Genomic DNA, 13,384 nt, shown 5'->3' on the forward strand with positions numbered 1-13,384 from the left:
GTGTCTATTAATATTAGGGGGTAAATCATTTGAACGTGAAAAGAAGTCTCGCGCTTTTATTAGTCTTTTTAATGGTCTTCTCGAATACGGCTCTTGCGGCGGTTAAGCCAGTTACTGAGCCAAACAGATCGGAAGCTAGTAAACAAGTAAAATTTTCTGAATTAGTTAAAGAACAAGAACAAGAAAAGCAATATAAACTAGATGATAAAGTACGTGTAATTGTCGAAGTTGATGGTGAACCAGCGATTACATATGCAACAAATCAAGGTGTTAAATACAGTGAGTTAGCTAAAAATGTAAAAGAAAAACTTGAAGGTGCTGCATTAAAAGCGCAACAAACTGTTAAAGATCAATTAAAGTCTAAAGCAGTGAAAATGGAGTTCAAGGAAAGCTTTACAACTGCATTTAACGGATTTTCTGGGGTTGTAGAGTTTGGAAAGATTGAATCTATTAAAAAATTAAATGGTGTTTCAAATGTAACAATCGTACATGAGTACGAGCGTCCAGAACAACAACCAGATATGAGATACAGTAAGGAACTTGTCGAAGCACAAAAAGCTTGGGCTGAATATGGTTATACTGGACAAGGCATGACTGTTGGTATCATCGATACTGGTGTTGACCCATCTCATAAAGATATGGTTTTAACTGATGCTTCTACAGCAGAGCTTTCTGAAGCAGAAGTAAGTGCATTAGTTGCAGAAAATGACCTACCAGGGAAGTTTTTTACTGATAAAGTTCCGTATGGTTATAACTACATGGATCAAAATGATCAAATTTTGGACCTTGGACCTGGTGCATCACACCACGGTATGCACGTTGCTGGTACAGTAGGTGCTAATGGTGATGATGAGAACGGTGGAATTAAAGGGGTTGCTCCTGAGGCACAATTGTTAGCACTTAAAGTATTCGGTAATGACCCGAATCTTGCGACAACTTGGGGAGATATTTATGTAAAAGCTATTGATGATTCTATTAAACTAGGTGTTGACGTTCTTAACTTAAGCTTAGGTTCAACAGCATCGTTCGTTTCTCCTGAAGACCCAGAACAAAAAGCTGTTGCTAGAGCAGTTGAAAATGGTGTATTAATGTCAATTTCGGCTGGTAACTCAGCACACTTTGGTAATGGTGAAGGAACTAAAAATCCATATCCTTCTAATCCTGATATTGGAGTAGTTGGTGCACCTGGATTATCTTATGATTCATTACAGGTTGCTTCTCTTGAAAATCTGTATATTGATTTAGATGCAGTAACTTACTCATTTGATGGTGTTGAAGAAGGTCTATCTGCATTCTTATCAGCAAGTAGTGTTCACCCATTTAATGTTGAAACAAAAACTTTCGAAGTATTATCTGCTGGTTTAGGTGGTCCAAATGATTTTGATGGGCAAGACTTTACTGGTAAATATGCTTTAATTAAACGTGGTTCTTATCCATTTGTGGATAAAACTTTAAATGCGCAAGCAGCAGGTGCAGCTGGTGTTATTATTTACAATCACTTAGAGGGATATGTAAGTATGGCAACGGATGCGAATATAAAAATCCCTCAGTTATTTATGTTGAAGGCTGATGGAGATAGACTAAAAGCTGCAATTGATAATGGTACAACAGTGACTCTTACTTTTAAAGGTGAAAGCACAACTTCCCTAAGTCCAACAGGTGGACAAATGTCTGGCTTTACTTCTTGGGGTGTAACACCAAACTTAGATTTTAAACCTGAGATTACAGCTCCAGGTGGAAATATCTTATCAACTCTTCAAGATAACCAATATGGTACGATGAGTGGTACTTCAATGGCTGCTCCACACGTATCTGGTGGATCTGCAATCGTTCTTCAACGTGTAGATGAAGAGTTTGGTTTAGAAGGAAAAGATCGCGTTTTATTAGCAAAAAATATCTTAATGAACACAGCAAAAGCTGTTACAGATCAAGGTCAAATCAACACGATGTTTGGATTTGATATTCCTTATTCTCCACGCCGTCAAGGTGCAGGTTTAATGCAATTACATGCAGCATTAAGTACTCCTGTAGTTGTGACTGAGAAAACAACGGGCGAAGCAAAAGTAGCTCTGAAAGAAATTGGAGATACTGTAAGCTTTACTCTTGAAGCTACTAACTTCAGCGACACCCCTGTAAGTTATGACGTAGCTGCAAATGTTCAAACTGACCTTTCTTTATTTGGGGAGTTAGGTTATGCATTAAATGGTCTTGAAGCACAACCACTTGAAGGTGTTGAAGTAACAATCAATGGTGGAGAATCGACTGTTGAAGTTCCAGCAAATGGCACTGCAACAATTACTGTGGAATTAGACTTAACGAATGCACAGGTTTTAACTGCAAATGCTTCTGGTTATTTACCAGCAGTTGATGTATTCACAAACGGGTATTTCGCTGAAGGATTTGTCACTTTAACAAATAATGATCAAGTACTATCAGTACCTTATGTTGGATTCAAAGGTGACTGGAATGCTGCTCCAGTACTTGATGAAATGATTTATGATGAAAAAGATTCTTTTTATGGAATTTCTCAATTTGTAGACAGTAACTTATATACTCTTGGTGCTGATCCCGTAACTGGAGAATATAAAGCATCTGCAATTGCTATTTCTCCAAATAATGATGGATTATTTGATGAAATCTTACCGGTTACATCATTCCTACGTAATGCAAAAGAAGTTACGTATAGTGTGTTAGATGCTGAAGGTAATAAATTACGTACTATTCGTTCTGAGCAAAATGTAAGAAAGCATTACTATGATGGTGGTCGATCAGGATATTATAGTTTCAGTGAAGCTAACGCTTGGGACGGAACTGTGAAGAACAAAACTGTCGCTGATGGCACATATATCTATGAAATTGCTGCAAAGATCGACTATCCAGGAAAAAAAGCACAATTATTCCAGTACGAAGTAGTCGTTGATACTATTGCTCCAGAAGTAAATGCAAGTCTTGAAGGAAAAACATTAACATTTAATGCTTCAGATGAGCGTTCTGCTCTATCTTATATCGATGTATTAGTAAATGGTGAATCTATTTTAGAAACTCCATTAGCTCCTGATACTACAGAATATGTATTCGCTGAAGAATTAGCATCTGGTACAGAAGTTACTGTTGTAGCGTTCGACAACGCTGGAAATGCTGGTACAGTTGAAATCAGTGGAGTAAATGATGGTTTAACTCCAGTAATTAATGTTACAAGCCCAGCTGCATTCGGATATTACAATACAAATGAAGTAACAGCGTCTGGTTATGTAACAGATGATTCTAAACTTGCTGAAGTAACAGTTAATGGTGAGTCTGTTGACTTTACTTATAACGAAGAGAAGAAACAATATGACTTCTCCACAGTTTTAACACTTGAAGATGGAGATAAAGTTCTTAAGTTTGCTGCGAAAGATGTGGCAGGTAATGAAATTTCATTTACTCGTACAGTTTTCGTTGATACAACATTCCCAACTGTAGATGTTGAAGTACCAGCATATGTTGATAACGCAACAACTTCAGTGACATTAACAGCAACTCTTGCTGACAATGCTGAGGAATTACGTTATTCAGTTGATGGAAGTGAAGAGTTCTTCCAAGAACTTCCTGGTTACCAAATGAATGACTTTGAAACTGTTGTTGAAACTGAGCTTACTCTTGAGCCTGGTGATAACACATTCAATTTAGAATTAGTTGATTTAGTTGGAAATAAAACGACTAAAGAAGTAAAAGTATACCGTGCAGAGTCAGAGTCTGAAGAACAAGTTTCTCGTCTTTTTGGACAAACTCAATATGATACGTCTGTTGAGATCAGTAATGATGGATGGGATACTTCAGATGTAGTCGTACTTGCTCGTGGAGATCACTATGCAGATGCATTAGCTGGTGTACCTTTAGCTGCAAAATACGATGCACCACTTCTTTTAACTCGTAGCAACAAGCTTGAAACAGTGACTAGCGATGAGCTTAAGAGATTACAAACTAAAAAGGTTTATATTTTAGGTGGACCTTTAGCGATTTCTGCTGATGTAGAAAAAGCTATTACTGATCTTGGTGTAGAAGTAGAAAGAATCGGTGGTCAAAACCACTATGATACTGCTGCTCTAATTGCGAAGAAAGTAGCTCCAGAAGGTGCTGAAAAGGTAGTTGTAGTAAGTGGAGAGAAATTCCAAGATGCTCTATCAGTAGCTCCATATGCTGGTGCAGATCAACTTCCGATCTTATTAGTTAAGAAATCTTCTGTACCTAATGAAACAAAAGCAGCTCTTGAAACTTTAGGTGCAAAAGAAACATTTGTAATTGGTGGTAACTTAGTAGTATCTGAAGAAGTTTCTGCTTCTTTACCAACTGCAACTCGTATTGCAGGAGCAACTACTTACGAAACAAACGTAGCGGTTGCAAACCACTTTGGATTTGATCCTTACGTAACATATGTTGCTACAGGTCAAAAATTCCAAGACGGTCTTTCTGGTGCTGCACTTGCTGCTAAGAACAACACTGGTGTCGTTCTTGTAACAAGTAACTCAGTTCCAAAAGTGACTGAAGCATTCTTAGCTTCTAATAATGCTGGTAAGGTAAGAGTACTTGGCGGACCTTTAGCTGTTAGTGACAGTGCTGTTACTACAATTGCTGGGTTAGTTAAGTAATAAGCAACGTACAATCTAGGAGAGAGCGACATTGTTGCTCTCTCTTTTAATTTGGCTATAAAGGTTCATATAGTATCTCCAGACCACCTAGGAGAGCGAATGGCTGCCAAGGAAATCAACAACCCGTTTTAATAGCTCCTTTAATATAAGTAAATTGATTTGGGTTTGTATTAATTACCTGTTGTGGAAAAGGTGAGAAGGATTTATGATGTCAATAGACTTTTAATCATCCGACGAAATTCGATACAATTTGAAATCAGTGATTATAAGATTTATAATATGATAGTTAGTAATTTGTAACATTATAAGAAATATTACGACTAAGTCTCTGAAAGGAGAGGATTATGTTGAAAAAGGTTTTAACATATGGAACTTTTGATCTATTACATTGGGGACATATTAACCTATTGAAGCGTGCAAGAGATCTTGGTGATTTCTTGGTTGTTGGTCTCTCCACCGATGAATTTAATGAAATTAAGCAAAAATCTGCTTATCATAGCTTTGAGCACCGCACAATCATCTTAGAGTCGATTCGATTTGTAGATAAAGTTATTCCGGAGAATGGCTGGGACCAAAAGGTTCAAGATATCATTGATCATGATATTGATATTTTTGTGATGGGTGATGACTGGAAAGGGAAGTTTGATCATCTCAAAGAATATTGTGAGGTTATATATCTTCCAAGAACAGTGGATATTTCCACAACAAAAATTAAGAAAGATTTATGTGTATAAGCATGGTTAGAGATTTGATTATTTTCATCTATCTAACCTTTTTTAAGGTTGTATTTACTTTTTTTAAACTGTTTCCGCTAAAAAATAAAATTACCTTTGTTGTTTCGTTTGGAGATAACAGTTTATTTATTTATGAAGAGTTAAAAAGGCAAGAGCGTGATAGTGATATCGTATTTTTATATAAAACAAATGTTAGACATGATTTTCGGAAGTTGCTAGATGTAACGGCAATTCCTTTTGAAAGTAATAATGTTTTCGACACACTTAAAGGTATTTATCATCTGGCAACATCAAAACATATTGTTGTTGATAATTATTATGGCTTTTTAGCAGCTGTTCAATTCAAGGTTGAGGTTACATGCACACAGGTTTGGCATGCATCTGGTGCGTTAAAGAAGTTTGGACTACTTGATCGATCAAATTCTATGCGAAGCGAGAAAGATCTCGCACGTTTCAAAAAAGTTTATAAAAATTTTAAACAAGTTCTTGTTGGTTCGGAAGAAATGGCCAAGATCTTTATGGAGGCCTTTAATATAGAGGAAACTAGGATCTTACGATTAGGTATCCCACGTACGGATCTTTTTTATGATAAAGAGATGAAAGATCTAATCTTAAAAAAATTAACAAATGAAATCCCGATTACAGATGATAAAAAGGTGATTTTGTATGCACCAACCTATCGTGATGGTCAGCTAGATTCATTTGATATACAGCTTGATTTGAAGAAGATGTTTGATGAATTGAAGGATGAGTATATCGTGATTTTAAGGCTGCATCCAGTGATAGCAAATAAACTAGGCTCTCTAGAACAATTTCCTAATTTTGCCTATGATTATTCTTCACACATTGATGCAAATGAGCTATTATTAATAACTGATGTGCTAATCTCTGATTATTCTTCGATACCATTCGAATTTTCCTTATTGAAGAAACCAATGATTTTTTATGCTTATGATTTGGTGGAATATAAGGAAGAAAGAGGTTTATGGGATGATTATGAAGAGATGGTTCCAGGACCTGTTGTATTTTCAACAGACGAAGTGATTTCTTGTATAAAAGAAAATCAGTTTGATCTAGCAAAAATTAATGATTTTGATAAAAGGTGGAATCGTTATTCAACTGGAAATTCAAGTCAAAGATTTGTTAACTATATTTTTGACAATAATAAATAAGAAGAAATACTGTTTCTGGAAGACTGATTGCTTCGAATTCGTTACAGATTCGTTACAGTCTATTAATAGAAGCAGCACATTAGAAAGGAAACGACAATGAGCTCTGTTATTACAGTTCTAAAAGAACAAATCAATAGCTTTTATTTAATAAGAAGATTGTCGCTTTTTGAATTGAAAATTGCGAACAATAATAATTATTTAGGGCTTTTGTGGGAGTTATTAAACCCTGCGATTCAAATCACGATGTATTGGTTTGTATTTGGAATGGGGATCCGCGGAGGAGAAGATGTGGATGGTATCCCATACTTACAATGGATGCTTGCAGGTGTAACGATTTGGTTTTTTATTAACCAAGCAACACTAGATGCATCAAAATCAATTTACACCCGATTAAACATCATTGCAAAAATGAATTTTCCATTAAGTGTTGTTCCAAGCTATGTTATTTTCTCTAAGTTTTACTCACATTTAGTCTTATTAGGTTTAATTAGTATTATATTCCAATTCACTGGATTTCAGATAAGCGTATATTATCTTCAATTGCCATATTTTCTTTTTGCTACAATTTCACTTATTTTTGCTACATCTCTTATAACGTCGACACTTGCTACAATCGTTCGTGATGTACAAATGATTGTACAATCAGTCATGAGGATCTTATTCTTTGTTTCTCCTATTTTATGGACAACAGAGCGTCTAGGTGAACGTATTCAAGAAGCTATGAAGATTAACCCATTGTATTATATTGCTGAAGGATATCGAGCGGCATTCCTGCGAAATGAGTGGTATATGCTTGAAAATCCGGGTTACACACTTTATTTTTGGGGATTAATCCTCTTTTTATTAACAATCGGATCCATGCTTCATGTAAGGTTTAGATCACGATTTGTTGATTTCATATAAGAGAGGTGGTGCGTGATGACTAAATCAGTTGTGTTAAAAAATGTCACTAAAAAATATAAAATGTATAAAAAAACATCGGAGAAATTACTTGATATTTTATTGCCAAAGGGATATGGAGAAGATTTCTATGCTGTTCAAGATATCTCATTTGAAGCTAATAAAGGTGACATTATCGGTGTTCTTGGTATCAATGGTTCAGGTAAGTCAACTTTATCGAACTTGATTACGGGAGTTATACCTCCAACCTCAGGAGAATTGATGATTGGTGGGCAAGCTTCATTAATTGCGATTGCATCGGGTTTGAACAATCAGTTGACAGGTTTAGAGAATATTGAATTAAAGTGTCTCCTTCTAGGTTTTAGTAAAAAAGAGATTAAAGAACTTACACCTAAAATTATTGAATTTGCAGATATTGGAAAGTTCATAGAACAACCCGTAAAAAGCTATTCTAGTGGGATGAAATCGAGATTAGGCTTTGCAATTTCTGTGAACATTGACCCAGATGTACTAGTCATTGATGAGGCACTATCGGTTGGTGACCAAACGTTTACAGATAAATGTCTGGCAAGAATGGAAGAATTTAAAGCTAAAGGAAAGACGATTTTCTTTATCAGCCACTCTATAGGGCAAGTTAAAAAGTTTTGCGAAAAGGCTTTATGGCTTGAAGCTGGTGGGATTAGGGATTACGGTGAACTCAAAGATATCTTGCCGAAGTATGAACAATTCTTAAAAGATTTTAAAGCAATGTCACAGGAAGATCAAAAGAGATTTAAAGATGAATTAACTAAAAAGAGAAGTGGTCAACAAGCGTTGCTAGGGTAGTCTATTCCCTATTAAGGTAACAATCACCTTTGTCATTTAGTACTTGTTATGATAAACTTTCAATGAGATTCGGAATTTTTGTCGAATCTTCTTGTTTTGCCATTTTTTATTATTTTTAACAACTTAGGCATACTACAATATATGATTCCTAACCTTATTTATAAAGGAGTTAATTAAATATGATTTACGCTGAAATACTTGCTGGTGGCAAAGGAACTCGTATGGGTAACATTAATATGCCAAAACAGTTTTTAACACTTAATAGTAAACCGATTATCATTCATACGATTGAGAAGTTCATTTTAAACCATAGATTCGACATGATTTTAGTTGTTTCTCCAAAAGAATGGATTAACCATACTAGAGATATCATTCAAAAGTTTATTGGTCATGAAGAACGCCTAGTTGTTGTAGAAGGTGGACGCGATCGTAATGAATCGATTATGAGTGGGATTCGTTATATTGAAAAGGTAAATGGTCTACATGATGATGATGTCATTATTACTCATGATTCTGTTCGACCTTTTCTAACACATCGTATTATCGAAGAGAATATTGACAGTGCTTTAAAAAATGTAGCTGTAGATACAGTAATAGAAGCAATTGATACAATTATTCAATCTGAAGACGGAGAGACTATTTCAGATATTCCGGTTCGTGACACGATGTATCAAGGACAAACACCTCAAAGCTTCAATATTAAAAAGCTAGTTGAACATTACAATTCACTTTCTGAAGAGCAAAAAGCGATACTAACAGATGCATGTAAAATATGCTCGATTAAAGGTGAAAAAGTAAAACTAGTTAGAGGGGAAGTATTTAATATTAAGGTTACTACCCCTTATGATCTTAAAGTTGCGAATGCAATTTTACAGGAGCGGATATCACTATGATTAATCAAGTATATCGACTCGTTTCACCAAGACAATTTGAAGTCACATATAAAGATCGTTCACTTCAATCAGATTATATTGTCGTTCGTCCCACTCATCTTTCGATTTGTGCAGCGGATCAAAGGTATTACACAGGATCTCGTGGTCAAGAGGCGATGGCTAAAAAACTGCCAATGGCACTGATTCATGAAGGAATTGGAAGTGTTGTATATGATGCGTCTGGGGAATTAAAGCCAGGTACACAGGTGGTGATGATTCCAAATACGCCGATCGAGAAGGATGAGATTGTCGCTGAGAACTATCTTCGTACAAGTAAATTCCGCTCAAGTGGGTATGATGGATTCATGCAGGATTATATTTTTCTAAAGCGTGACAGAATTGTTCCGCTATATGAAGGGATTAATCCACATGTAGCTGCATTTATGGAACTCATTACAATCGCTATGCATGCATTGGTTCGTTTTGAACAAAGAGCACATAGCCGACGCAATGTGTTTGGTGTATGGGGAGACGGTAATTTAGGTTATATAACTGCGTTATTCTTAAAGCGCAGATACAAAGATAGTAAGGTATATGTGTTTGGAAAGACACAATACAAACTAAACCACTTTTCATTTGTAGATGAAGCATACTCAATTGATACAATTCCTGAGGATATGTTAATTGATCATGCATTTGAGTGTGTTGGTGGGATTGGAAGCCAAACAGCCATTAATCAAACAATTGATTATTTAAGCCCTGAAGGTACAATATCTATTCTTGGGGTATCGGAATATCCTGTTGAAATTAATACACGTATGATTTTAGAAAAAGGAATTACGATGATCGGCAGTAGCCGTAGTGGTCGTGAAGACTTTGTTAACACGGTTAATTTTATGCAAGAGCATCCAGATGTGGAGAGCTATTTAGAAACAATTATTGGTGGCGTTCATGTAGTTAGAACAATTCAAGATATCATTAGTGCATTTGAAAGTGATTTAACAACATCTTGGGGAAAAACAGTAATGGAATGGAAGATATAAGATCTTTCATTCCATTTTCTAAGTCGTTTTCTTAGAGGAGGAGATGGAATGGAGTTCTTACGTTATTTACCTACCATCCTAGCAAAATATTTTGTGAAGCTAGCTTACTTGATTTGCACTCTAATTTTCCCAGTTAATCCTAAAAAGATTACTTTTGCTTCCTACCGTGCTGAAGAGCTGAAAGGAAACTTAGCGTATATTTATAAAGAAATTTCTTATGAATATCGTGATTATTCATGCCATTTTCTCTTTAAAAAATATAATTCTAGTTTCGGAGGAAAAGTAGATTACTTGAACCACATGTTAAAAGCTAGCTATCATATAGCAACATCACGTTATTTTTTTATTGATGATTACTACTTTCCCGTTTATGCGATTACTCCTCGTAAGGGATCAGAGGTCGTTCAGTTTTGGCATGCAGCAGGGGCATTTAAAAAATTCGGATACAGTACAATTGATAAACAATTTGGTCCGAGCGAAGCATATTTAAAGCATCTGAAGATACACTCAAATTATTCAAAGGCAATTGTAAGTTCCTCTGAAGTCATTCCGTTTTATGCGGAAGCTTTTGATATGCCTAAAGAGCAGGTACTACCATTAGGCTTGCCTAGAACAGATTATTTCTTTGATACGGACGAACATATTGAAACTAGAAATAGATTCTTTGAGGAATATCCAGAACTTATTGGTAAAAAGATTATGTTATATGCCCCAACGTTTCGTGGGAAAAGTCATTATCAGAGTTCGTTTAAAGCGCCAATTGATTTTGAAGCATTGAAGAAGAAGCTAGGAAATCAGTATGTTGTTTTGGTTAAACTTCACCCTTATATGAAATCGATTGACGTAAGCGATGAAGTTCAAGACTTTGTATACCATATTAAAGACAATTTTGATACACAGGAATTGATGACAATCTCAGATTTGTTGGTTACAGATTATTCATCAGTTGTGTTTGATTATAGTATTCTTTTGAAACCAATTGCATTTTTAGCAGATGATTTGGAATCCTATTTAGAAGAAAGAGATTTTTATTACGAATTCCATACCTTTATTCCAGGGCCATTTTTTGAGCAAACAGACGAGTTTGCTGACTGGGTAGAGAAAGGTGATTTCGATCTAAATAAGGTTACAACCTTTAGAGAACGCTTCTTTGATGTGAATGACGGGCAAGCAAGTAAGCGAATTGTTCAGGCTCTATTATCGACAGAGGCAAGTGTTGCTGAACAGCAAAAATTAACAAAAATGAGTTCTTAGGTAAGAGGGTTACTACAATCCTCTTTTCCTATTACATACCTATAAATGGAGGAGCTTAAATGAGTAGTACGGAAAAACGACCTAAACGATTAAATTGGAAAGAAAGATCGTTTGAAGTCAAAATGACCACCAAAACAGATAAACATAAAAATAATGAAGTGATACAAAGTAATGCTCCCGTGGAAAATGCTCCTAAACGTGAATTAGTATTGGACGCAGCTGGTACACTACCTCCTGAGAATTACATCCCACGTCGAAAAGTTACAAAGTTAAAATGGAATGGACCAATTTTTGAGATACAAGGATATTACTATCTTGAGAATCTACCTTTATTAAATGATGATATGGTGAAAAAGTCACTGGTTCTTATTAATGCAAGCGGCGAAAAAACTGAATTCCCACTCAAAGATAAGAATATTCGTCAGTTAAAAATTGATAAAGAACACGGTGTTGATGATTTGTATTTGTGGTCTGGTTTCCAAGGGAAGTATAACCTTGCCACTGACACTAGTGATGGTAAGCCACTTCCTGCAGGTACATATACTGTTTATTTAAAACTTGAAGTCTATGTTAGTACACGTAAAAAATATGAGCAATTATTCTCCTTAGGGAATATAAATGAATTTCTTAATGACGGCTTTTATTCAACTAAGATGGAGTACTTTTCAGCCAAGCGAGAAATGAAGTTCAATCTTTTAGCCACTTATGATGAAGGTGTTAAAACATTAAAAATTAAGTCGACTAAATTAAAAGACTTTAATCCTGCCGAATTAACAGCTGATGCGAGTAGGAAAAAAGGGTTGTTTTATCGTTTCTTCAAAAAGTATGGATTTAAGCTTTTCTACATGTTTTTTACTCTTTTCCCATTACAGACTAAAAAGGTGTTATTTGCATCCGATAGTCGAACCGATATGAGTGGGAACTTTGAATTTGTATTTGCAGAAATGCAGCGACGTGATTTAGATTTTGATTATCACTTTAGTTTGAGGAAAACGATTTTAGAAGAAAAATCATATAAAGAGATGATTGAGTTGGCTTATCATCTAGCTACATCTAAATTTATTGTATTAGACGACTTTTACCCAATGGTCTATCCATTAAGAATTCGTGCAAATGCTGAGCTTGTTCAATTATGGCACGCGGTTGGCGCATTTAAAACGTTCGGATATAGCCGTATTGGTCGACCAGGTGGTCCATCGCCATTATCGAAAAACCATCGAAATTATACAAAGGCCATCGTGAGTTCTAAAAATGTGGCAAAGCACTATGCCGAAGGCTTTGGAATTGATATTGGTCATATTGTTCCTACCGGTATTCCTAGAACTGATATATTCTTTGATCAGGATTATCAAAACCGAGTAAAAAATGACCTTTATGAACAATTTCCTTACTTAAAGGATAAGAAAGTAATCATGTTCGCCCCAACATTTAGAGGGAACGGTCAGCAGTCTGCACATTATCCGATGGAAGTCCTTGACCTAGACAAGCTTTATAAGAAGTTTAAGGATGAGTATGTTTTTCTATTTAAGGTTCACCCATTTGTGAAAAATGACTGGAGTATTCCTTACCAATATAGTGACTTCTTCTATGATTTTTCAGAGTACAGAGAAATCAATGATTTATTGTTTGTTACTGATGTCTTGATTACTGATTATTCTTCTGTTTGCTTTGAATTTGCTTTATTAAATAAACCAATGGTCTTCTTTGCCTTTGATGTGGCAGAGTATGTTCAAGAGCGAGACTTTTATTATGATTATCATTCCTTTATCCCTGGTCCACTTGTACGTTCAACAGGTGAATTAATTAAAACAATCGAGACAGGTAACTTTAAAATGGAAAAAATCCATCCTTTTGTTAATTATTTCTTTGAAAATACAGATGGTAAATCAAGCGCTAGAGTGGTTGACCAAATATTTTTAGAGCAACAAGGCAATGATGAAAACTTGAAGTAGAAGG

9 protein-coding genes are annotated in these 13,384 nt (G+C 35.4%); all 9 read left to right on the plus strand.

Annotated elements, in window-relative coordinates:
- Positions 1 to 35: 35 nt before the first annotated feature.
- On the plus strand, positions 36 to 4,628 hold the full coding sequence (locus BK579_RS04455; RefSeq protein WP_078550377.1) for a cell wall-binding repeat-containing protein: 4,593 nt from the start codon (positions 36 to 38) through the stop codon (positions 4,626 to 4,628).
- 347 nt (positions 4,629 to 4,975) lie between these two features.
- Positions 4,976 to 5,362, plus strand: a complete 387-nt coding sequence (gene tagD / locus BK579_RS04460; RefSeq protein WP_078550379.1) for a glycerol-3-phosphate cytidylyltransferase — start codon at positions 4,976 to 4,978, stop codon at positions 5,360 to 5,362.
- Entirely contained in the window at positions 5,353 to 6,534 is a 1,182-nt protein-coding gene (locus BK579_RS04465) for a CDP-glycerol glycerophosphotransferase family protein (RefSeq protein WP_235848340.1), read from the plus strand. The genes tagD and BK579_RS04465 overlap by 10 nt, the downstream gene beginning before the upstream one ends.
- A 96-nt stretch (positions 6,535 to 6,630) precedes the next feature.
- Complete coding sequence (locus BK579_RS04470) at positions 6,631 to 7,437, plus strand: ABC transporter permease (RefSeq protein ID WP_078543816.1); 807 nt, start codon at positions 6,631 to 6,633, stop codon at positions 7,435 to 7,437.
- A gap of 15 nt (positions 7,438 to 7,452) precedes the next feature.
- Positions 7,453 to 8,259 (plus strand): teichoic acids export ABC transporter ATP-binding subunit TagH, encoded by an 807-nt coding sequence (gene tagH / locus BK579_RS04475; RefSeq protein ID WP_078543817.1) that lies wholly within the window; start codon positions 7,453 to 7,455, stop codon positions 8,257 to 8,259.
- A gap of 179 nt (positions 8,260 to 8,438) precedes the next feature.
- The gene (locus tag BK579_RS04480; protein WP_078543818.1) at positions 8,439 to 9,152 is read left to right on the plus strand and encodes an IspD/TarI family cytidylyltransferase; all 714 of its coding nucleotides are present in this window, start codon (positions 8,439 to 8,441) and stop codon (positions 9,150 to 9,152) included.
- On the plus strand, positions 9,149 to 10,174 hold the full coding sequence (locus BK579_RS04485; protein ID WP_078543819.1) for a ribitol-5-phosphate dehydrogenase: 1,026 nt from the start codon (positions 9,149 to 9,151) through the stop codon (positions 10,172 to 10,174). Before BK579_RS04480 ends, BK579_RS04485 begins: the two co-directional genes overlap by 4 nt.
- A 48-nt stretch (positions 10,175 to 10,222) precedes the next feature.
- Positions 10,223 to 11,428, plus strand: a complete 1,206-nt coding sequence (locus BK579_RS04490) for a CDP-glycerol glycerophosphotransferase family protein (protein ID WP_078543821.1) — start codon at positions 10,223 to 10,225, stop codon at positions 11,426 to 11,428.
- A 59-nt stretch (positions 11,429 to 11,487) separates the two neighbouring features.
- Positions 11,488 to 13,380 carry a CDP-glycerol glycerophosphotransferase family protein gene (locus BK579_RS04495; RefSeq protein ID WP_139365040.1) on the plus strand — a complete coding sequence of 631 codons (1,893 nt, stop codon included), beginning with the start codon at positions 11,488 to 11,490 and terminating at the stop codon, positions 13,378 to 13,380.
- Positions 13,381 to 13,384: the final 4 nt, after the last annotated feature.

Origin of the sequence: Litchfieldia alkalitelluris, assembly GCF_002019645.1 — a bacterium.
GTDB classification, from domain to species: domain Bacteria; phylum Bacillota; class Bacilli; order Bacillales; family Bacillaceae_L; genus Litchfieldia; species Litchfieldia alkalitelluris.

Bases quoted from the DNA above. Each gene is read 5' to 3' on its own strand.
- BK579_RS04485 (WP_078543819.1), top strand. From the start codon at position 9,149: ATGATTAATCAAGTATATCGACTCGTTTCACCAAGACAATTTGAAGTC.
- BK579_RS04480 (WP_078543818.1), top strand. From the start codon at position 8,439: ATGATTTACGCTGAAATACTTGCTGGTGGCAAAGGAACTCGTATGGGT.
- BK579_RS04470 (WP_078543816.1), top strand. From the start codon at position 6,631: ATGAGCTCTGTTATTACAGTTCTAAAAGAACAAATCAATAGCTTTTAT.
- BK579_RS04495 (WP_139365040.1), top strand. From the start codon at position 11,488: ATGAGTAGTACGGAAAAACGACCTAAACGATTAAATTGGAAAGAAAGA.
- tagH (WP_078543817.1), top strand. From the start codon at position 7,453: ATGACTAAATCAGTTGTGTTAAAAAATGTCACTAAAAAATATAAAATG.
- BK579_RS04490 (WP_078543821.1), top strand. From the start codon at position 10,223: ATGGAGTTCTTACGTTATTTACCTACCATCCTAGCAAAATATTTTGTG.
- BK579_RS04465 (WP_235848340.1), top strand. From the start codon at position 5,353: ATGTGTATAAGCATGGTTAGAGATTTGATTATTTTCATCTATCTAACC.